Origin of the sequence: Reyranella sp. (genome assembly GCF_050185545.1) — a bacterium.
Taxonomy (GTDB): domain Bacteria; phylum Pseudomonadota; class Alphaproteobacteria; order Reyranellales; family Reyranellaceae; genus Reyranella.
The window spans coordinates 14,647-35,976 of the sequence record NZ_JBFWZI010000063.1 but is presented as its reverse complement, the minus strand read 5'-3'; the positions used below and the strand labels follow the sequence as shown (position 1 = coordinate 35,976).

The following is a 21,330-nucleotide window of genomic DNA, read 5'->3' as shown; positions in this document are numbered from 1 at the left end:
TCGAGCTCCAGAACAACCCGATATCCACCACAGCCAAGATCACGCACGCGCCGTTGCCGACTGTCATACCAGCTCCGACAGACTTGGCCGCAGCTGCCGCATCGGGTTTTTTGAGCGCCGTTCGAGGCTGACGATCAGCGTGCCCGCGTCACCCTCGACCTCGCGAATCGTCGCCCGCGGCCGAAAGCCCGGATACTTGTACGCTTCCGATAGATGTCGCTTCGGCTTCGCTCGATCGCCCATGCCAAAGCGTGCCAGATTTCTCGACCTGCCCGACCAACGAAAAGCTCAATATCCACAGGCATCAAACCCTCTATGATGCCCCACATTCACCCACTCGAAGCCGCGAAGAGCCACAATATTTTCGCAAAGCCAGGAGACCGCGAGGGCAGCAGACCAGAGCGCCCGACGAGCGTCAAGCTTGCCGGCGCGCTCGCCATTGACCGCGACAATTCACGCCAACCAGGGTGCCGAGGCGAGGGCGATGCAACGATCCGGTAATGCATTTGACTGACGAATCAGGGTAACATCGGCACCCTGATGTGGAAGGCAGCTGCACGATGATCAGCGAGCCCGATCCCGCTACTCGAGGCCGCGTAAAGCACCCGCACTCCGCGACGTCCATTACCGAACGCAATGGCGATGATGACGCGCAACCTCGGAATGGAACCGCACGGGATCCCTTCTGGTCGGCCGTTCGCCTCCGCCTGTTCGATGCGTCGGAATGGCACCTGCGGGTCGCCCGCTTCCATGGCCGCGCCGGGCGGACGGTGCCCGCCGAGACGAGCTACCGAAAAATCCTGTCCCGCCATCCCGACCGTCTCAGCGCCTTGATTGGCCTCGGCCGGTTGCTGCTGCGCAGCCGGCGATACGATGAGGCGGTGGAGGTCTGGCAGAGAGCCGTCGCCGTGGACCCGGAGAATGCGTCGCCGGTATTCCAGCTCGCCCGCGCCCTGCATCGCAACGGCGACCTGCAACGGGCGGCGGATCATTACTGGCACGTCGTGTCGCGGCAACCGGGTCACGAAAAGGCCATCGCGGCGCTCGAGGAGATCGGCAAGCGCCTCGTCCGCGCTGACAGGTTGGCGGCTCCCCTCACGGGAGTGGCGTTTGCGGTCGAGATCGGTCGCCGGCTCCAGTCCCTTTCACCGACCGTCGACCGTGCCCGGGAGGGCGCGGTCGCGATCGCCGGCGCGATCGTCGACAGCGCTTCCGCCGCTGCGCCGCACACGCCCGAGGCCGCCCTCGCCCGCTACGACGCGGCCCTGGGCGTGGTGCCGGACATGCCTGAGGCGTTGCGCGGCGCGGCGGTCTGCTTCGAGCAGCTCGGTCGCTTCGACAGTGCGCTCGGCGCGTTGAATCGACTGATCGAGATCGCTCCCGAAGCCATCGAACCGCAACTCCGGAGGGATCGCATTCAGGCGATCCTGGAAGACTCCAATGGTCGCTCCGCGCCCGAGGCCGCGGCGGTCCCTGACTCGCCGGAGTCGCAGAAGCGGGCGGCCCTGCTCGACTGGGCGCGTCGGCTGGAAGCGCCGGAGCCGGGAACGCCGGAAGCGGCGCTGGACTCGCAGGCCCGCGCCGCGTTGGCCGACCGCGCGCAACGCCTGTTGAGGCCGGAGAAAGGCGCGCCTGTGCCGGGCGCGGACCCGCAGGACGCGGAGGCGATGCTCGCCCGTGCCGAACGCCTCTCGGGGCGGCAGGCGACTGGCCGCGAGGCAACGGTGGGCGTGCGCCATCGATCGCCCCTGTCTCGGCCGGACAGGATCCTGAACCGGATATCGCTTGGTCAATTGCTGCAGCAGGCCCGATCTGCCGAGCGCGAGGGCAAGCTCGACGAAGCCGAAGCGATCCTCGGGCAGCTTCTCGACGCCGACGGGAGAAACACGCGCGCGATGGCAGGTCTGTCGCGTCTTTATCTGCGTCAGCACCGATGGGCCGACGCGGCCGCCATCGCGACCCGCCTGACGATGGAGGAGCCGGCTTCGCCGGAGCCCAAACAGATGCTGGCACGCGCGCTGCTCGAGGATGGTCGCCTTGATCAGGCGCAGCGCGTCTATGCCGAGCTGACCGAGCTCGAGCCCGACAATCCGGCGGCGTGGCGCTCTCTGGGCCGCGTTAACGGGCGACTCGGCAATTGGCCTGCCGCACGCGACGCCTGGCGAGTCGTGACACGGCTCGACCCCGAACGGATCGAGCCGCGTCTCGACCTGGCGGAAGCGTGCCGTCAGGCAGGTGACACCAACGCAGCCCGCGCCGAGCTGGAATCGATCCTGGCTCGAGAGCCCGACCATCGCAGCGCGCTGACACTGCTTGGACGTGTCCTGCGCATCGCCGATCCCGAAGCCTCGCTCGCCTGCTGGTCGCGCCTCGCCGAGCTCGACTCCGCAGCGGTCGAGCCATGGCTCCAGATGGCCCGGATCCATCTCCGCGAGCAGCGCCTGCCTGAAGCCGAAATGGCCTTCAGGATGGTGCTCGAGCAACATCCGACCCATGGCGAAGCCTGCGCCTCGCTCGGCAGGATCCTCGAGCAAAGCGATCCGGAAGCGGCGATCGACTGGTTCACGCGCTGGTCCGAGCTCGACCCGACGGCCGTCGGGCCGTGGCTCGGGATGGGACGGCTCCAGGCGGGCCAGCACCAGCCGGCCCGGGCGGACGCCGCGTTCCGGCGCGCCGTCGAGCTGGCTCCGTCGGATGTCGAGACACTGACCGCGGTCGGCAGGGCTTATTCAGCCAGCGGAAGACCCGACGAAGCTTTCACGTTGTGGTCCAAGGTGCAGGAGCTCGCGCCCGACCTCCTCGAACCGAAGGTGCAGATTGCGCGCATCCTCTACACCCGCCGTGATCCAGGCGCGGTGGAAGCTCTGCTCGATGTCTTGAAGATCGATCTGCAGAACCAGGAGGCGCTGAGGCGTCTCACCCAGCTGTTGGAACGGCGGGACGCCGCCGCAATCCGTGCCGTCGAGGCGTGGGACCTGCGAGGCGACCTGCGACGCGATTCGGTGCCCGCGATCCTGCTTCGGGCTCGGTTGATGGAGCAGACCGGGCAGGCCGCCGAAGCGGAGGCGGAGTATCGACAGGCCCTGGCGCTGGATGGCCAGCATCCGGTCGCGCTCGACAATTTCGCGACTCTGCTGCGCGAGCAAGAGCGATGGGCGGAAGCGATCGAGATCTATCGCACGCGCTTGCGCCTCGAGCCGGACCGCGCCGAGACGCTGCGCCGGATAGGCCAATGCTTCAATCGGCTCGATCGGCTTCCGGAGGCGCTGGAGATCTACAACCGGGCGCTGCTCGTCGAGCCCGGCAGTGTCACCACGCTGGGCTATCGTGGCCGACTGTTGCGCGCGCTCGGGCAGGTCGATGCGGCCATCGCGGATTTTCGCAGGATTTGCGCGCTCGATGCCGGCAATCCTCAAGCTTGGCGGGAGTTGATCTTCTGGCTCGCCGGCGCCGAGCGCGAGCCCGAGGCGCTCGCTGCGCTCGAGGACGCCGAGGCGACCCTCGGCAAAACACCGGAGACCTGGATGGCGCTCGGCGGCGCAGCCGCAGCCGCATTGTTCGAGGAGCGGGCAATTGCATACTACCAACGTGCGATCGCCGCCCAGCCGGAAAATCCGGCATGCCATGCCCAGCTCGGCCTTCACTATCTGCGCCAGGGCGTTCCCGATGGCGCCTTCCATCACCTGCTCGACAGCCGCGAGCTCGATCCCCGCAACGTCGAAGTCGCGAAGGGCCTGTTCGACACGACACGGCTTCTGCGCGAGCTGGGCTTCGATCCCCTGGCAATGCGGCGCGGCGTGCCGACGGTCGGTGAGATCCTGGTCCCCGAGCAGCTCTTCGCGCATGTGATGCGGATCGCGGAGACCAGGGTCGAGCCCTACGATCCGATGCCCCGGCGCGTGGTTGCCATCAGCGCCACCCTGGCGCCGGGCGGCGCCGAACGGCAGCTGGTGACCATGTTGCGGGGACTGGGCAACCGCGCCTTCGGCCTCGACCTTGCGCTGTTCTGCATCTCCCTCACGTCGTCGTTGCGGCGCGATTTCTTCCTGCCGCTTCTCGAGGATGCCGGCGTCGAAATCGTGGTGCCCGATCCGCGGGCCACCGAGGACTATCTGTGGCACCCGGAGGTTGTTCCTTTTGCCGACGTGATCCGGCACTTCCCGGCCGACATGACGGGGCCGATCGCATTCTGGCTGCGCGAGTTCCGCCGCCGCCGGCCGCAGGTCGTGCATGCCTGGCAGGATTCTACCAACCTTACCGCGGTGGTCGCGGCCTTGCTGGCCGGCGTGCCGCGAATCATCCTGTGCTGCCGCAGCGTTCGTCCCGACAATCCGCGGCGGCGGCTCAGGCGCTTCATGAGGGAAGCCTACCGCGCCGTGCTCGAGCATCCCGCCGTCGTGCTGAGCAACAACAGCCGCGCTGGCGCCAACGACTATGCCGAGTGGCTCGGGCTTGCGCCGGAGCGCGTCGAGGTCGTCTACAACGGCATCGATTTCGATCGCCTCGACAGCGCAGTCGATTCCGAGGAAACGGCCCGGGCGCGCCAGGCACTGGGCATCCCACCCGGCGCACCCGTGCTCGGCGGCATCTACCGCATGAGCGAGGAGAAGCGGCCGCTCCTGTGGCTCGATGTCGCCGCGGCGGTGGCACGGCAGAATGATGCCGCGCATTTCGTCGTCTGCGGCGACGGACCGATGCGCGACGAGATGCGCAGCCATGCGGCGGCGCTCGGCATCGCCGATCGCGTGCACCTACCGGGCCCTCAGTCGAACATCGGCTCGTGGTACCGGATGATGGACGTCGTGCTGCTGACATCGCGACACGAGGGATTGCCGAACGTGCTGCTGGAGGCGCAAGCCCTGGGCGTGCCCGTGGTGGCGCCCGATGTCGGCGGCATGAGCGAGGTGGTCGAGCAAGGCGTCACGGGCTGGACGATCGGCGATGCCGATGCGGTACGCCTGGCGGAGCGCGTCTTGCATTGCCTGACGGATCGCGACTGGCGACAGGTTGCCGCCGAGCGGGCGCCGCACTTCGTGCGCAACCGCTTCGGCGTCGAGACCATGTTGCGGCGCAACCTCGAGGTCTACGGGATGGCTATTGAAAATTAGGGTGCAACGATGTGCGGTCTGGCCGGTGCCCTGCTGAAGACTCCGCAAAGCGTCGATATCGCCGAGTTGCTCGGCCGGGCCGAGGCCATGGCGGCGATCCTGCATCATCGCGGACCGGACGGCCGCGGCGTCTGGGCCGACAGCCACGTTGCCCTGGCCCATACCCGGCTCGCTATCATCGACACGAGCAACGCGGCGGCACAGCCGATGCACGACGTGACGGACACGGTGCACATCGTGTTCAACGGCGAGATCTACAACTTCCTCGACTTGCGCGCCGAGCTGCAGGCCGAGGGCTACCCGTTCCGCAATCGCAGCGACACCGAGGTCCTGGTCAACGGCTACCGCAAGTGGGGAACCGACCTGTTCTCCAAGCTCGTCGGCATGTTCGCGATCGCCATCTGGGACTCTGCGAAGAAGCGCCTGGTCCTGGCGCGTGATCGCTTCGGCGAGAAGCCGCTCTACTACACCGACCGGCCGGATGCGTTCGTCTTCGGGTCCGAGATCAAGGCCCTGCTGACCTGGCCCGGCATGCCGCGCCGGCCGGACATGGCGGCCCTGCACGATTACCTCACGTTCGGCTTCACCCTCGGGCCGGGAACCGCTTTCGCCGGCATCGGCCGGCTTCAGCCCGCCCATTTCATGGTCTGCGACGCCGGCAAGCGGCCGGAGATCCATCGCTACTGGCAGCTGCCGATGCCGGGCGATGGCGCGACGGTGGGCACGAGCGAATCGCTCCAGCACGAGCTGATCGAACGGCTGCGTCACGCCGTGCGCCGCTGCCTCGTCGCCGACGTGCCGCTCGGCGCATTCCTGTCCGGCGGCGTCGACTCGAGTGCCGTCGTGGCCCTGATGTCGTCCTCGCACGGCGCCGGCATCAAGACCTTCTCCTCGGGCTTCGGCTTCGGCGACTACGACGAGACCCGATATGCGACGATGGTCGCCGAGCGCTATGACACCGATCACAATGTCTTCACCTTCGACAGCGGCTTGCTGAGCAGCTTGGGCGACCTTGCCTGGCACTATGGCGAGCCGTTCTCCGACTCCTCCGCGCTCGTCACCTATGCGCTGTCGCGCGAGACGCGCCGCTCGGTGACGGTGGCCCTGACCGGCGACGGCGCGGACGAGACCCTGCTGGGCTATGCCCGCTATTTCACCTATGGCGACATGCGCCGCAGCGTGCCGCCGCGCGGCGCGCGCCGTATCGGTGAATTGTACCTGACGCCGCCCGCCGGCAACGATGCCGGCCGGGCAGCGGCCGACGGTTACGGTTTCATGCTGGAGCGCTTTCGCGAGGGCCACAAGCTGGCCGGCAGCGGCATCGCGATGCTGCCCTACCTGGGCAACTGTTCCTACGAACGCCTGCTGCCCTACTACGCCGGCGAGGTCATGCCGGAGGAAATGGCGGCGCGCTTTGACCAGGCGACCTACCTGCCCGACGATCTGCTGGTCAAGGTCGACATCGCCGCCATGGCCCATGGCCTCGAGACCCGCGCGCCGTTCCTCAATCACGAGCTGGCCGAATGGGTTGCCGGCATCCCGCCCGACCGCAAGATCTGGGATCGCGAAGGCAAGGCGCTCCTGAAGAAGGCGCTCGAACCGTATTTGCCGCACGAATGCATGTATCGCCCGAAGGTCGGGTTTCGCGTCCCCGTCGCCAAGTTCATGAAGGAGGAGATCAGCCGCCAGACCGACGAACTCCTGCTCAGCGAGCGCTTCCTCGATCGCGGCATCATGCGGCGAGACTTCGTGAAGCAGCTGCTGGCCGAGCATCGGGCGGCTGGACCGCTCGACCACGGCACCCGCCTGTGGTCGCTGGTCTGCCTCGAGATGTGGTACCGGACGTGGATCGACAGCGACAGCAACCAGCGGCTCGCTGAAGGCGATGATCCGTTTGCCGGCTTTACCTGGACGGATCAGAGCCTCCCGGTCCCCGCCGACACCCCGGGCGCTGCGCCCGAGTTGGCCGCCGAGTAATGCCGGCCCACCTCTCTTCCCCAGCTCCGCTGGGGAGAAGAAGCGGGAGTCAGGCGTCCACGTGATATGCAACAGCGTCGGGTCGACCGGCTCGACAAGGGTGCCGATTCGCGCAAGACTCCCCCGGCACGCAAGCATCTCAAGATCCCGCCGACAGCATCTGTGTTGGGAGGCGTCTTCCGGATGAGCGAGGAGAAACGGCTGCGCTCGTGGCTCGATGCCACCAACGCGGCGACGCGCAGAACGAGAATATCCAGGCCGTCGCAGGCGGGGATAGGCCGCTGGCCGATGAAGGGGGCAGCCGCGCGTGCCATGCCCTGATGCCATGAGGTCGACGCGACTCCTCCGCAAATAGCAGCGGGACACTCAAGCAGCAGCGGGGCGCTGGCGACCCGCAAGGATCATGGTGACGAGCAATCGATGGCCGATCTTGCCGACATCCTGAAGAGCCAGGCGATTCGGTCCGTCTACTACTTCCATACGGATCACTTCGAGCCGTGGTCCTTGGGATTGAACGAAAAGACCGCGCGCGGCGTCGAACGTTTTCACGAGATGTCTCGCGCCTCTCCCTACGGGCGCAAGATCAGCATCTTCTACTGCCCTTATGTGCCCTACCATCTCGTGCCTCCCGGCTCCGCCAAGGTCGCCCGGCAGCGGGTCGAGGGAGACGGTGTCACGTTCGGTGGGCGCTCGCAGGAGCAGGAGAAGTTGGCACAGCAGGTCATCCGGCCGCTGATGGCAGCCGGCGGCCACGAGTTCCATCTCCACGTCCATCACGAATTCTGGACGCGCAACGATTCGAACTTTGACAATCCCGTCTCGCGATGGGTCAATGCCAACAGCACGGCCACCCTGGACGAGGGACGGCTCGATCTCTTCTTCCGGCTGGCCAGGGAAGTGATCGCCCGGGAGCTGGGCGCGCCCTTCGAGCGCTGGGCGTTTGTCCATGGCAACTGGGCGCTCGCCGCCTCCGATCCGCTGATCTGCAAGATCGAGACCGAGCTCTCCATGATCATGCGGCACGGCGGCTTCGGTGATTTCTCGTTTCCCGCCGGCCGTGGCTATTGCGACCCCGAGCTGCTGGCGCCGTTCACGTGCCTGCCGATCGACGGCACGCGTCCGTATGACGACCCGGCCTCCGATCCGCGCCAGATCGAGCACGGCAGCAAGGCCCTCGATCCGGGCCGGTTCTTCATCTGGAACTCGCCGATCAAGGCCACGTTCTCGTCGATCGACTACTACTCGGCGGCCAATCGCGAGCTGTTCAGGGATCCCGCGACATTGGTTGCGCAGTGGCTCGACAACTCGGTGAGCCTGGGAAACGCGCTGTTCATCAAGACCCACGCGCATTCCATGAAGTGGGAGTACAAGATCAGCGAGGACGGCTCGCCGATCCCGCACTGCCATCCCGACGTCGTGAAGGTCTTCGAGGAGCTGGTGAGGGCCTGCGATCGCGCCGGCGTCGAATTCAAGCCCGTTACCGTCAACGAGGTGATGGAGCTGATCGGGGCGTTCGACGACGGGCGCGACATGGCCGATGTGCGCGCCGCCTGGGACGGACCCGGACCGCGGCTGCGCGAACGCATGCGGGAGGCACCGGCGGCAGCGGCGTTGCCTGGCCTCGTTCCGGCCCAGCGCCGCGTCGGGCGGGCGGCGGAGCCGCACGGACGCAGGAGCATCGCGCACGGGCTGGCCGCTCGCGTGCGCGTGGCGGACGCGCCACCCGCCGAGCGGTTTGCCGCATCGGAGCAGGAGATGATGTCGATCCTGCGCGGCTGGATCCACAGTGATCCGGCCCATGTGCAAGGAGCCGGCGATTTCTACCGGGAACTGCTCGCGACGGGTCATATCCTGCAGAATTACGAGCGCGCGCTCCTCGACTGCATCCTGGCCGAATTTCCGACCAGGGACAGCACGATTGTCGAGGTTGGCGTGGGCTACGGCAGCCTGAGCCTGCTGCTCGCCACCGCGGGTTACGACGTGGTCGCCTTCGAGGGTGACCGATCGCGCTTCGCCGGCCTCAGCGTCCTGAAAGAGGCGATGGCCCGGCAGATCGCTGCAGCCGGCGGCAAGGTGAGCACGGTCTGCGGCTGGTTCCCGGACGCCTTCGACGTCTCGACATTGCGAGCCGATCGTCGCGCTGTGCTGGTGACCACGAACATCGTTGCATCGGCCTCGGCCGGGAGACAGGACGCCATCCTCGAAGCCGCCGGGTCGTTCGACGACCTCCTGATCGACACCACGCGCTTCGGCATCCGCCGGTACGAACCCGATGCCGCCGCGTCGTTTCGAGCCAGGATCGCGGCAATCGCCGAGCCGGTGAGGTCGGTCTGGCGCAATGACCCGAACGAGATCTGGCACTTCCGGACCATCAACGCAGACGCGGCTCCAGGGTCGCAAAGCCCTGCGGAGGGATCAATGGACAGCGTGACAAGCCCCGTCGTCAGCCGACGGACCGTCGATGTTGCCGAATTCAACAACGAGCTGCTCGTCCTGCAACGCAGCTGGGTGGCCGGCGAAGGCGCGCCGCACCAGCCCGACGACCTCTATGCCTCCAAGCTTGCCCGCAACAGCACGCTCGAGGCCTATGAGACGGCGATCGCCGCCGCCATCGGCCAGCGCTTCGAGCGTGACACCGAGATCGTCGAGATCGGCAGCGGCTACGGGGCGCTCGCCCTGCTGCTGGCTCGCAACGGCTTTGCCGTTCATGGCTTCGAGGGAGATCGACGGCGCGCGGCCGCCTGCGCCTGGCACCTCGAGGAGTATCTTCAGCACCATCCGGAGCTCGACGAGCGGATCGCTTTCACGCCGGGCTTCTTTCCGGAAGCGCCGGGCCTCGATACGCGCATGAGCAGCGGCAGGCGTCTCTGTGTCGCCACCAACATCACCTGCAGCTACACCGCCAATCACCACGCCGCGATCATCCAGGCCATCGGCGGTTTCGATGCAACCATCGTCGACCTCGGCCGCTTCGGCCGTGTCCGCAACGCGCAGGACGAGCGCGACACCCTGCGGCAAGAGCTGGCGAGGGCCGGCCTGAAGCCCGTCGAGCGCTTGTACTTCTCGGCTCCCTACGAATACTGGCTGTTTCGCGCCAGGCGGCCCCCCGCTCCCGCCGTGGTAGCCGCCGCGGCGAAACCGGCGGTCGTTACATCACTGCCGGTCAGGCCGGCGCCGGCGCACGCCGCCGCCCCGGCGCCGGCAGGGACTGGGCCGGCAAGGCAAGAGAGTCCGGCCAGGGCGCGACGGGTCGAGGAGCCGGTGTTCCCGCTGAGCGGCCAGGCCGGTGTCCTCTACTCGGTTTATGGCGATCGGCACATCGATGCCTGCCCCGTGTGCCATGGTGAAAAGACGACGGTCCTGTGGCGGATGCCGATGTCCAGCCTGAAGGAGCCGATCAGCGTCTTCGGCGGGTATTTCAATCAGATCCCGACGCTTCAGGTCCCCGCGACGGTCTATTGCTTCGACTTCTGTCGCGACTGCGAGAGCATCTTCCTCAACCCGGCGCCGAAGACCCAGAAGGACCAGTATCGCAAGAGCGACCATTATCTGCGCACCCTGAAGGACAACGAGGCCCAGTGGCAGGGCTACGTGAATGCCTATGATCGGTTCGCGAAGTGGATTCCCGAGGACGCGACGACCTTGATGGACGCCGCGTGCGGCATCGGCCCCTACCTTCAGGTCGCGCGCGAGCGTTCGCCCGAACGCTGGCACCGGCTGATCGGGCTCGAGCTCTCCGAGAAATATGTCGACTACATGCGGAGCCAGGGCCTGGAGGCCCATTCGGTCGACATCGACAATGACGATCTCGACCAGTTCGTCAAGCCGGGCAGCGTCGATTTCATCACGTTCTGCGAGGCCTTCGAGCACGTCGAGCGCCCGCTCGATTCCCTGCGGAAGCTCCTCGCCACGCTGCGGCCCGGCGGCCGCATCTTCTTCACGGCGCAACGCTACGGCCCCGACGTCCAGGCCGCTGTGCGCCCGGGCGAACCGATTTACATCGGCGAGAAGGTCATGAAGGAGCTGCCGAGCCGCCTGGGCTGCAAGGTCGTGGACGCGACGACGAGCGGCATGCGCTACTACGTCGTCCTTGAAAAGTAGGGCCGGCGAATGTGTGGGCTCGCCGATGGCTTGTTGAAACGGTGCGCAACATGCCGATCCTGAACGTCGACATTGCAGCCATCACGACGAGCGCGACGGAGCAATGAAGATCAACGTGACTACCTACTACAGGTATGCATTGGCAATGCTGTTAGCTTGCCTCGTGGGGCAGTCATCACTGGTAGCCGCACAGTCGAAAGCCGTTTCCGCTGTGGTAGGCGTCGTCGAGACCTCTCTCGCCTCCCAAGATAGTCGACCAGTGCAAGCATGCGTCAGCTCCGAGCCTGGAACACATCCCGGTCTGACGGTCGCGAACGGCATCGTCGTGGGCGCCGATCTTATCGATGAGATCGGCGGATATGCCGGAGCGGCTGGTACGACCGGAGGCCATGGCGGGCAGTTGCTTACAGTTACAACGTTGGAAGACTATGGTTCTCACGAACCCGCCATCCCAGGGTCGCTGCGAAATCACTTGGACACTGCACAGCGCAACAAAAAGCCAGCATGGATTGTCTTCGATCGGAAACTGCCGGCGCATGCACGGCTCGTCCTAAAGAGGACGCTTCGCGTACCGAGCAATGTCACAGTCGACGGTTCTTGCGTTGATATAACGTTGGAGGCGCCCTACGAGAGCAAGACGATCTTAACCTACATTTCCGACGGCGTACAGAACGTCATAATTTCTCAGCTTGCGATGCGCAAAACTGGCTACGTGCCCGAGTCTTATCCAGAAGCAGCCAGCACCATAGTGGTAAATGGAAGATTTGATCGAGTGGCCATAATTCACAACGACCTGTCGAAATGTGGGCATAGTTGCATAGACATCACTGTCAGTCCGAATTGGCCATTACCTGAGCGCTCTCGAATCTCGATTCTATACAACTTCATACACGACAACGACAAGGTAATGTTGTTTGGAACGTACAATTGCCCGCAGGTTGGTGGACTAAATACTTGCAGTGAGCACGATTCTGAGATGAATCGCCAAACTCACCCTTCGATGTACCTAACGGTTGAAGGAAATGTCTTTGCCAGAACTGGCCAACGGCATCCGCGTATTTTTGGCAGAGTCACCGCGCATGTCTACAACAACTTGATCGCATTTAAGCCACTTGCCTACGCAGATGGACGTCTCGCCTCCTCCTACGGAATATTCGTATCGAATGGTGCCCGCGCTCTGATCGAGAGTAACCTTCTGTTACCACTAACAGAAAAGCTACGCCAGCCGCTCGCCGTCTGGACCACGGGAACACCGGGCGCAATTCGAATGCCCACCGACACGGAAGGCTTCATCCGTCTCGAGCAGAATCTGGTTTTCCGTCGCGCTATTGCGCGTGAGAACAAGCCGCTAGAAGTACCTCCACCGGATTACGGCTACGAAGTCCTACCAATGCAGGCGCTGCAACCCGAAGATGCAGTCAAGTGCCTGTTTAATCGAGCGGGACGTGGTGGGAGCCAAACCTGGCATCGAGAACTTTGCGGGCGATGACAACCTCTTGTGCAAAGGACAATTAGGCAGGAGTTCCCCTCTCATATGAACAGCGCTGAATTTGACTCCCTTGCTTACCCAGGAGCATGGCGTTTAGGGGAACGTCTTGTTGCGTCTGCGCTGCGCCATGCCGATCGGCCTGCTCTATGCGTGGGCGGAGACCGTCCTACATATCGGGAGCTATTTGAACAGGCAGCACGCGTGACGGCTTCCTTGGCTGCAGCTGGAATACCGGCTGGCAGCAGAGTAGCAATTTTCGCGCACCGTTCTGTGATTGCTTACAGTGCAGTTATCGGAACACTGTTAGCGGGCTGCACGTACGTACCGCTTAATACACGCTTTCCACCGAAGAGAAACTCCACAATGCTGGAAGCCTCTGACGCTACCGCCGTTGTTATCGAGAGCAGCTGTGTGATGGATTTTAAGGGGATTCTTGGATCGGCTCAAGACAACCTAACTCTCATTGTTCCTGATGCCGATAAAGTGATCCCAGAACTCCTCGTAACCATAATGACTGTCAAAGGTGGGGGAGCGCAGTACCCAGGGGACGGTCGTTCGGGTCTGTGGATAGGGGGACTGAGGCTGGATGTCATAAATGATGTTGACCCAGTCGAAGCTGCCCAGGTCGATGAGGACGTGGCACCACGGGCGCTTGCACGAAGCAACGATAATTGTCGGGATCTTGCGGACCTCGTCAGCGACGAAATTTTATCGTTTCTTCTAGATGAACAGAGGGAGGCGGGGGACATTCATCAATGGTACAAACATAGGTACATCGGGAACAATATCGGACTGTCGAGGATTGATCGAGCTATCGCGGCATTTGTGATTCGGCGCTTCGGCGCCACCCGCACGATGCTTGAGGTCGGTGCAGGGATCGCACAGTGCTCGCAGTTTCTTGCTCTGACCGGCGTACGAACAGCGGGATTGGAAGCGTCCCATGCCCATTTTGAGATGATGAAGAGACTAACTGCAAGACTTGCTGAGCGATTCGACACAGATTTGTCTAAGCGCTTTACTGCAATTCGCGGATCTTATCCAGACGAGGCCAATCCATTCATCAACGAGAAAACTATCGTCATTGTGCCTAGCCTTGGCAGCACATTGACAACCGAGCAAGAGATTCGGGTTTTCGATGTGCTAAGGCGTGCCGATGGTGTGATTCTTGGGGCTCGAATGTTCTTCCGGGTGCGCGACACGGAGGTGGAACGCGATTCTTTAATAAAGCAAATTCAGGAGCGAGGATTCGGTGAAGCAGAGGAAATCTTGAGCTGGTCCGATGGAAGTTTCGGATTCGTGCCCGATCGAATTATTATTCTTCCCAAGGTTTTTTGACGCCTTGCTGGAAATCTGAATATGCGAGTCTTTGACGTTCCCAAAGGATGGAGAGGAGCTACCCTGCCGGTCAGGATAGCCGTTCACGGAAGCTGCCGAGTTCACGATCCATTCGAAGCGCTGGCCAGTAAAGGCGAGCTAATCAAAGTGTGGGCGAACAACTATGCAGTTAGCTACACGCTAGCTGAAGCACATCAAATGCTGCGCCTCAGCATTGGCGAAAGTGAAATTCCAACTTATTTGCTACCTTTTATTTTCGACGATGCAAGAAATGCATTAACGCCGAGCGGTTGGCCGCGAGATGTCATTAAGGACGTGGACGTCTTCGTTGTGGAGGTGTCCGAACTTCGACAGGTCCGCTATCGTGAATTCTTCTTTCAGATACAAGTTTTTATGAGGAACTTTGTGTCGAAGTACGGCGCGGCCTTGTTGCCGTGGTATCGGGCCTTTTCGCTAGGTCAGCACATATCTGAGGAGATTGTTAGAGATGCACTTGCAGGACTTCCATCGTCAGTTTGTCGTGAGGACAGAGTCGTCATCGAAAGTGTGCTGCGTGAGGTACGGCTAGAAGAAATCAGCCTTGGAACGACTAAGCAACTCATCGAAAAGATGAAGGCTAATGCTGTAAATCAGTGGATCTTTGTGTCGCACTTCCAAGTGCCGGGTCTGGCTGGCACTTTGATGGCAGATCGTGGAAAGCTACAAGAAATCGTGAAGCAGGCGACCGCAGAATGCGGTGTCGACTTCTTCGATCCCACTAAGATTGTCGCGCGTTACGGGCGTCAGAGAATGTTGGCAAATAATGGCGCAGATATTTATCATTACAATCCCGACTGTCAATTCGTCGTGGCCGAAGCGCTTCTTAAGCTGGTTTACTTCAAGCATATTGAAAACGAGCATCTCCCGGAGAGTGCGAGAATCACCTCGCATCCGAAGTACCGACCGTTACAGACTGTATCCGCCGCGTTGAATGCCTTGCTCGTACCTTTTCATCGTGAAAGACTTGCGCGATTAGGCATCGACGATAGTGGACTCCATGCGCACTACGCGCTTTTGCTGGAACGTGGGATCATTGTTGGCGAGCGCGATCTGGAGGTCGCGGATGTCGTGCTTCGATTTCTTCCTCAGTTTGAACACTATCATGTCTTTCGGGCGGGACTGGGTGAAATCGCCTTTCTTCTCTCCGCGTTCGGCAATCAGACTATAGGATTCGACCCATTTTCTGGTCGTTTTTCGGCCATGGTGGAAGGGTGGAAGTACCTTCGTGCATGCCGATTGATCGGCAATGATTTTGACGCGAAGAACGAAATCGTTCCAGAAAGAGAGGAGAACAAGTCCACGCTGGGCGTGGCGACACAACTATTACTCACCGTTTCGGCAGTACAGAGGGAAGCCATCTTAGTCCGGCTTGAGTCGTACGACGCAATTCTTTTTGATCCTTCGATGCTGATCGACCAACGGCCGGACCCGCGAGAGCAGGAGAAATTGATAACGCGATTTCGCAGGGCCGGCTTTGCCTACACCCGACCGTTTCCGCAACAACGTTTAATGTACTGCGCTAAGCATGGGGTGGACAGAGCGTTGGTGTCTCAGAGGTGACCCAACATTCGACTTCATGGTACGCCTTTGACAGGCGGCTGAAGCGGCATTTTGAAGAGCGATCGAGTGCTTTGTTTTGTCGACTGATCGGCAATGAGGATGAAACGGCACTTACATGGCGCGATCTGGAGATATTGGCCGGTCGATTTACCTCGGCCTACGTGAGCGTAGGAGTTCGTGAAGGCCAGACGGTTCTTGTCTTTATTCGACACCGGCCCGAGCTGTACGGTGCGTTCATCGGCGCGATGCTCGGTGGCTTTGTGCCGTCCTACATGCCGTGCACGTCCCCGCGCCAAGATCCCGGCATCTATTGGTCTTCGCACCAGACGTTGCTGGACCGAACACGGCCCGCGGCCATCGTCGCCGATCGGGCAACGTTCTCCGAGGTGGATGCAGCGGGACTGGACATCGGGTCGACGCACCGGATCGTGCTGGAGGATCTGGGTTCGGCGATGGGGGAATTCGTCATGCAACCGAGCGGCGCCACCGCGCTGCTCCAGCACAGCTCCGGCACCACCGGCCTGAAGAAAGGCGTCGCACTCACCTACAACGCCATCGTTCGCCAGATCGAGAGTTATGCAACGGCGATCGAGGCGACGCCATCGGACGTGATCGTCTCGTGGTTGCCGCTCTATCACGACATGGGCCTGATGGCCTGCTGTCTGATGCCGGCCTATCTGGGCATCCCGATCATCCATATCGATCCGTTCACCTGGCTCGCCCGGCCGGAGCTCCTGCTCGATTCCCTGGCCAACCGGGGCGGGACGCTGGCCTGGCTGCCCAATTTCGCTTTCGATCACATGGCGACAGTGGCCGGTCGCCGGGCGGCGGATTACGACCTGTCCAAGGTGCGGGCTTTCATCAACTGTTCGGAACCCTGCAAGGCTGCGTCCTTCGATCGTTTCGCGGCGGCCTTCGCCGCCTCCGGCGTGCGCACCGATCAGCTGCAGTGCTGCTACGCCATGGCCGAAACGGTGTTCGCGGTATCGCAGACCCGGCTCGGCATGCCGGTCGGACGGTTACGCGTGGATCCCCGCTCGCTGGAACGCGGGTCTGCCCCTCGCCGGGTGGCGCCGGGCGAGGTGGGCGACGAGCTGCTGGAGACAGGCAGGCCGATCGCCGGCATCGAGGTGGCCGTCTACGACGCGCAGCGGCGCTTGTTGCCGAATCCGACCGTCGGCGAGATCGGCATTCGCGGCGAGTTCCTGTTCTCGGGCTACAACAAGGACCCGGAGCGAACGGCCGAACGCCTCGTCGACGGCACGTACTTCACCCGAGACCTCGGCTTCGTCCTGGAGGATCGGGTCTATGTGCTGGGGCGGATCGATGACCTGATCATCGTCAACGGCCGCAATCTCTATGCCCACGAGGTCGAGGCCGTCGTATCGCGGCTGGAAGGGCTGAAGCCGGGCAGAAGCGTCGCGGTTCCGTTGTTCAACGCTCGCATCGGCAGCGAGAGTCTCGTCGTCATTTGCGAAAGGCAGCGCGGGTCGACGCGGGCGGAGGCCGACCTTCGTCGCGGCATCATGCAGGTGGTCCATTCGACCTTCGAGGTCACGCCCTGGCGCGTGCACATCGTCGAGGAGGGCTGGCTGATCAAGACGACCAGCGGCAAGATCAGTCGCAAGGAGAACCTGGCGCGGCTGCAGCAGATAGTCGGAGAAGGGGTGATCGCGACATGAACGACGAAGAGGTCCTGGCGACCGTCATCGATGCGATCGGACAGGAAACCGGCAACGCGCCGTCGGAGATAACGCCGGAGATGACGGCCAGCGACGTGCCGGGATGGGACTCCCTGGCGCACGTCCGCATTCTGCTCGAGATCGGCGTCAAGCTCGGTGTCGCCGTCGACATCGAGAAGACATACCGCGCCGCCACGATCCGCGATCTCGTGCCGATCGTGCGAGAATCGCCTCGGGCGTAGGGCGTAGATTGTCGTGGATTGGCGCACCAAAAAATGACCTCACCCTGAGGAGCCACGCAGAGCGTGGCGTCTCGAAGGGTGAGCAACAGGCTTGCCTTTGGCCCACCCTTCGAGACGCGGCCTGACGGCCGCTCCTGAGGGTGAGGTCATTCTTTGGCGCTTCAATCCAAGAAAATCACGCCCTGGCAGATACCGCTTGCCGCCACTGTCGGCCGACCCGGTCACCCGGTTCAGCGTGCCCCTACAGCCCTAACCGCGCCTACTTCTCCAGCACCACGAAGTAGCGTGTGTCGCTGGTCGTCAGGTCGACGACCCGGCAGCCGAGCCGCGGCAGCTCGTCGATCACCTTCTGGCCGATATAGATCGGCTCGCCCGGACGCACCGCCGATCGCACGTCGCTGCCGTAGCGCTGGGCGGTGAAGAAGAGCCGGCCGCCGGGCCTCAGCGCGGCCAGCAGCTTGCGCAGCCCGTCGATCGGCCGTTCGACATGCTCGAACGCCTCGCAAAAGCTGATGAAGTCGACGCTGCCGGGCGCGACGATGCCGCCCAGCTCGTCGGTGTCGATGTCGAAGACATAGGCCTCAAGGCCCTCCTCGTTCATGTGCTCGACATATTTCTCCGAGAGCTCCAGCCCGATCAGCCGCTGCCACCGGTTCTTGCCGAGCTCGCGCGCGACATGCAGGTACTGGCCGATGCCGCAGGCGGCATCGACCATCACCGTCGCGTCCTGCGGGATCCAGCGCGCGAACTTGCGGTAGACGTCCCGGTAGCCCTGCCATTCCGCGGCGTTGCGCATCTTGCGGATGTAGTGATCGGTCGTGCGATAGCCGTCCTTCTGCCGGCCCGGCACCGGGTTGAGGAAAACGCTTTCACAGGATTCGCAGAAGTCGAAGCAGAAAGTCTTCGCCGGCACCTGCAGGGTCGGGATCTGGTTGAAGTAGCCGCCGAAGACGGTCAGCGGCTGTTCGAGGTCCGTCATCGGCATGCGCCAAAGCGGAACGATGTCGGCGGACCGGCAGACCGGGCACTCGGGCAGGCGCCTGTCGCCGAACACGGAGAACAGCGAGCTCGCCGGCCGGAGCAGGTTCCCGGCCGTCGTCCGGCGCGCCGTCGGCTGGGCCAGGCGGCTGCGCAGGCGCCAGTACTCGTAGGGCGGCTGGAAGTACAGCCGCTCGGCCGGCCGGAGGCCATGCTCCGCCACCCGGCCGAGCAGCTGGCTGCGCTCGGCCTGATGGTCGCGCGTCCGTCCGAACCGGCCGAGATCGAGGATCATCTCGTCGAACTGGGTTGCCGCCTCGACGATCGCCTCCTGGTTGTCGCTGCTGTAGGTGCTCGTGATGTTGGTTGCGACGCCGAGGTTGATCTTGTCCTTGGCCAGCGCGGTCCTGGAGAAGACTTCGGGGAACATGCCCTCCGGTGCCAGCAGCAGCTTGCCGCGCAAGGCCGGATGGCGTCGGACCTGCTCGTCGAAATGCCATCGCGTCGCGGCATGACGCGCGGCGTTGCCTTCGAAGGCATAGACCTCGAAACCCAGCCGCGCCAGCAGGATGGAAAGGCCGCCCCAGCCTGCGCCGACCTCGATCACACGCGTCGCGGCGGCCGGATAGCGTTCGGCAATCGCCGTCGCGATCGCCGATTCATAGGCTTCGAGGGGCGCCCGGAGCGCGAGCTTGGCCTCGTAAAGCTCATCGACGCCGAACCGCGCGCCGCCTCCGACCTTCCAGATGCGATGCAGCGCGGCGAGCTCGTGGGTCATGGCGTCGATCGTCACCGGCGGAGGCGTCGCTTCCGGTGGCGGCGCGCCCGTCGCCGGCCCAGCTTCCTCTTCCGCGGCATCGACCGGTCGGGCGGTCGCCCGGGAGACGGGTGCGGACGCGTCCAGCCCGCCGTCAAGCGCACCAAGATGGTCCATCACGTCGTTCACCGTATGAAACTGGAGCTCGATACCCGCTCGATCGCAAACGCGCGCGAGGCAATCGAAGATTGCGACGATGTCGGGATGGCAATGGGGAATGAGCGAGTCGGGTTCGGCGAGCCGGTAGTCGGCCTTCATCGAATGGGCGTGGGTCTTTATGTAGAGCCTTCGTCCGAGACAGACCGACTTCGCAAGCCAGGTCACGACCACGCGCTCGGGATTGCGGAGCAGCGCCCGGTTCGCCGCCGAATAGTAGTCGAGCGACGAATCGACCGACTTGATGGGGGCGTTCCAGATGAAGAAGCGGTCGGGGGTCAGGGCCTTCGTTCCCTTCTCGACCGGCCGCGGATCGGCGCGCCGATCGTCGTAGGCGCGCGGCAGCTCGAGGGGCAGGCAGGTGAACGGCCTCTTCATCGCGGGGTCACAGTAGCTGCGTCCGGCCGGAAAGGAGAAATCGCCGAAGCCGCCATGGCGCATGATCATCGCCATCTCGCCGCTCACCTGGCAGATCTGCGCATCGGAGGCGTTGAGCGCCCAGTTGCCGTGAATGAAGGCCCAGCGCTCAAAGGGCGCGCCGATCTCGCGCGCGATCGCCTGCCTGGCCAGCCGGAAATGCAGATCGAGCCGCCGGTCGTCGGCGCAGGCCGTGCTGCAAGAATTGACCCAGTGCGATGTCGGGTTGTCGAAGTACGAGCTGTTGCGCGTCCAGTACTCGTGATGAACATGCAGATGCATCTCGTGCCCGCCGTCCGCGGCCAGCGGCTGGATCACTGCGCGCGCCAGCTCCTCCTGCCGCGCCGACCTGCCGCAGAACACGACCCCGTCGCCCGGCACCATAGAATCGTCGGGACCAGGCGGCCCGTCGGCGGCAGGGCGGTACGGGATGAACACGCTGTAGAACAGGCTGAGGCGCTTCGCATAGGGCGACCGCCGCGCCATCTCGGCCATGCGCTCGACGGCCCGGGCGCTCGGTTCATCGATGCTTGTCGACCACGGCTCGAAGTGATCGGTGTGAAAGTAGCTGACCGCCTTGACTCCGCGGCTCTTCAACAGGTCGGCGAGCGTGTCGATGCTCATGCGGACCGCGGGCGTCCCGCCCGCCTCATGATTCCGAGCGGGCGGGACGGCCGCCTCATAGCTCCGAGCGGGCGGGACGCCCGCGGTCCAATGACCGGCGCCTCGATGGTCATGGCGCGCCGAGCGTCGGCTTGAGGTGATAGTAGAACGCATCCGGCGGGCTCTCGGCCATCGGGGCCGCGTCAATCCCCTGCGCTTCGAGCTGGCGGACGAAGGCGTAGCGTTCGTCCGGCGTGTCCCGCATCTGGCCGAACAACCGCGTGTCCATGATGACATCGCCGCAGGTCTTCAGGGACGCCATGATCTTCGCGTTGAGCTCGTCGGGCCAGGTGGTGACGCAATTGGTGAAGATCAGCACCGTTTTCGGCCCCAGCCACGGCGTGCCGCCGAGCACCGTCGGAAACTCGCCGCCGATCAGCTGATAGCGTTCGGCGGCCGCCGGCCAGGCGTCGGCCAGGGCAGCATGGACCTGGCTGGCTGCCCGAATCCGTCCGGCATCCTGCTCGAGGGCGGCTACCGTGTAGCCCGCGAAGGCCAGCGCGCACGGCAGGGTGCCGAGACCGGTGCCGGCATGCACGATGCGCCGGCTCTGGCGATCGAACCGCGCCTGCACGTAATCGACCAGCATGCGGTCGTAGTGGCTGAGCGCGAAGCCCACCTCCTCGACTCGCGCGCGGTAGTAGTTGTACAGGCCCGATTCATTCACGCCTTCCGATTTCAGGATCTGGACCATGACCCGGAACAGGTAGCCGTCGAGGAAGGCCAAATCACCAGAACCAGCCTGACGCTGCATCGATCAGCTCCA

General features: G+C 63.6%; 11 protein-coding genes. 9 read left to right on the top strand and 2 right to left on the bottom strand.

All coding sequences use genetic code 11. The annotated features are described in order from the left end of the window. Positions 1–770: 770 nt before the first annotated feature. The 9 genes from AB7O82_RS18170 (at position 771) to AB7O82_RS18130 (ending at position 17,533) form a co-directional block, all read left to right on the top strand. A complete protein-coding gene (locus AB7O82_RS18170; RefSeq protein WP_428619910.1) occupies positions 771–5,108 on the top strand; it encodes a tetratricopeptide repeat protein in 4,338 nt (1,445 codons plus the stop codon). A 9-nt stretch (positions 5,109–5,117) separates the two neighbouring features. Continuing rightward, entirely contained in the window at positions 5,118–7,085 is a 1,968-nt protein-coding gene (asnB, locus tag AB7O82_RS18165; RefSeq protein WP_428541815.1) for an asparagine synthase (glutamine-hydrolyzing), read from the top strand. Positions 7,086–7,151: 66 nt separating this feature from the next. Further along, positions 7,152–7,406 carry a hypothetical protein gene (locus AB7O82_RS18160; RefSeq protein WP_428619908.1) on the top strand — a complete coding sequence of 85 codons (255 nt, stop codon included), beginning with the start codon at positions 7,152–7,154 and terminating at the stop codon, positions 7,404–7,406. A gap of 99 nt (positions 7,407–7,505) precedes the next feature. Further along, the gene (locus tag AB7O82_RS18155) at positions 7,506–11,186 is read left to right on the top strand and encodes a methyltransferase domain-containing protein (protein WP_428541812.1); all 3,681 of its coding nucleotides are present in this window, start codon (positions 7,506–7,508) and stop codon (positions 11,184–11,186) included. Positions 11,187–11,301: 115 nt separating this feature from the next. After that, positions 11,302–12,675 (top strand): hypothetical protein, encoded by a 1,374-nt coding sequence (locus AB7O82_RS18150; RefSeq protein WP_428541809.1) that lies wholly within the window; start codon positions 11,302–11,304, stop codon positions 12,673–12,675. 45 nt (positions 12,676–12,720) lie between these two features. After that, a complete protein-coding gene (locus AB7O82_RS18145; protein WP_428619907.1) occupies positions 12,721–14,010 on the top strand; it encodes an AMP-binding protein in 1,290 nt (429 codons plus the stop codon). Positions 14,011–14,031: 21 nt separating this feature from the next. Then, on the top strand, positions 14,032–15,609 hold the full coding sequence (locus tag AB7O82_RS18140; protein ID WP_428541803.1) for a hypothetical protein: 1,578 nt from the start codon (positions 14,032–14,034) through the stop codon (positions 15,607–15,609). Beyond that, positions 15,606–17,291, top strand: a complete 1,686-nt coding sequence (locus tag AB7O82_RS18135) for an AMP-binding protein (RefSeq protein WP_428541800.1) — start codon at positions 15,606–15,608, stop codon at positions 17,289–17,291. The genes AB7O82_RS18140 and AB7O82_RS18135 overlap by 4 nt, the downstream gene beginning before the upstream one ends. Further along, entirely contained in the window at positions 17,288–17,533 is a 246-nt protein-coding gene (locus AB7O82_RS18130; RefSeq protein ID WP_428541797.1) for an acyl carrier protein, read from the top strand. The genes AB7O82_RS18135 and AB7O82_RS18130 overlap by 4 nt, the downstream gene beginning before the upstream one ends. 259 nt (positions 17,534–17,792) lie before the next feature. On the opposite strand, the gene AB7O82_RS18125 is transcribed toward AB7O82_RS18130, so the two are convergent. Together AB7O82_RS18125 and AB7O82_RS18120 are read right to left on the bottom strand one after the other, a co-directional pair. Then, complete coding sequence (locus AB7O82_RS18125) at positions 17,793–20,525, bottom strand: methyltransferase domain-containing protein (RefSeq protein WP_428541794.1); 2,733 nt, start codon at positions 20,523–20,525, stop codon at positions 17,793–17,795. A gap of 109 nt (positions 20,526–20,634) precedes the next feature. Further along, positions 20,635–21,318, bottom strand: a complete 684-nt coding sequence (locus tag AB7O82_RS18120; RefSeq protein ID WP_428541791.1) for a hypothetical protein — start codon at positions 21,316–21,318, stop codon at positions 20,635–20,637. Positions 21,319–21,330: the final 12 nt, after the last annotated feature.

Bases quoted from the DNA above. Each gene is read 5' to 3' on its own strand.
- asnB (WP_428541815.1), top strand. From the start codon at position 5,118: ATGTGCGGTCTGGCCGGTGCCCTGCTGAAGACTCCGCAAAGCGTCGAT.
- AB7O82_RS18160 (WP_428619908.1), top strand. From the start codon at position 7,152: ATGCAACAGCGTCGGGTCGACCGGCTCGACAAGGGTGCCGATTCGCGC.
- AB7O82_RS18155 (WP_428541812.1), top strand. From the start codon at position 7,506: ATGGCCGATCTTGCCGACATCCTGAAGAGCCAGGCGATTCGGTCCGTC.
- AB7O82_RS18145 (WP_428619907.1), top strand. From the start codon at position 12,721: ATGAACAGCGCTGAATTTGACTCCCTTGCTTACCCAGGAGCATGGCGT.
- AB7O82_RS18140 (WP_428541803.1), top strand. From the start codon at position 14,032: ATGCGAGTCTTTGACGTTCCCAAAGGATGGAGAGGAGCTACCCTGCCG.
- AB7O82_RS18130 (WP_428541797.1), top strand. From the start codon at position 17,288: ATGAACGACGAAGAGGTCCTGGCGACCGTCATCGATGCGATCGGACAG.
- AB7O82_RS18125 (WP_428541794.1), bottom strand. From the start codon at position 20,525: ATGAGCATCGACACGCTCGCCGACCTGTTGAAGAGCCGCGGAGTCAAG.
- AB7O82_RS18120 (WP_428541791.1), bottom strand. From the start codon at position 21,318: ATGCAGCGTCAGGCTGGTTCTGGTGATTTGGCCTTCCTCGACGGCTAC.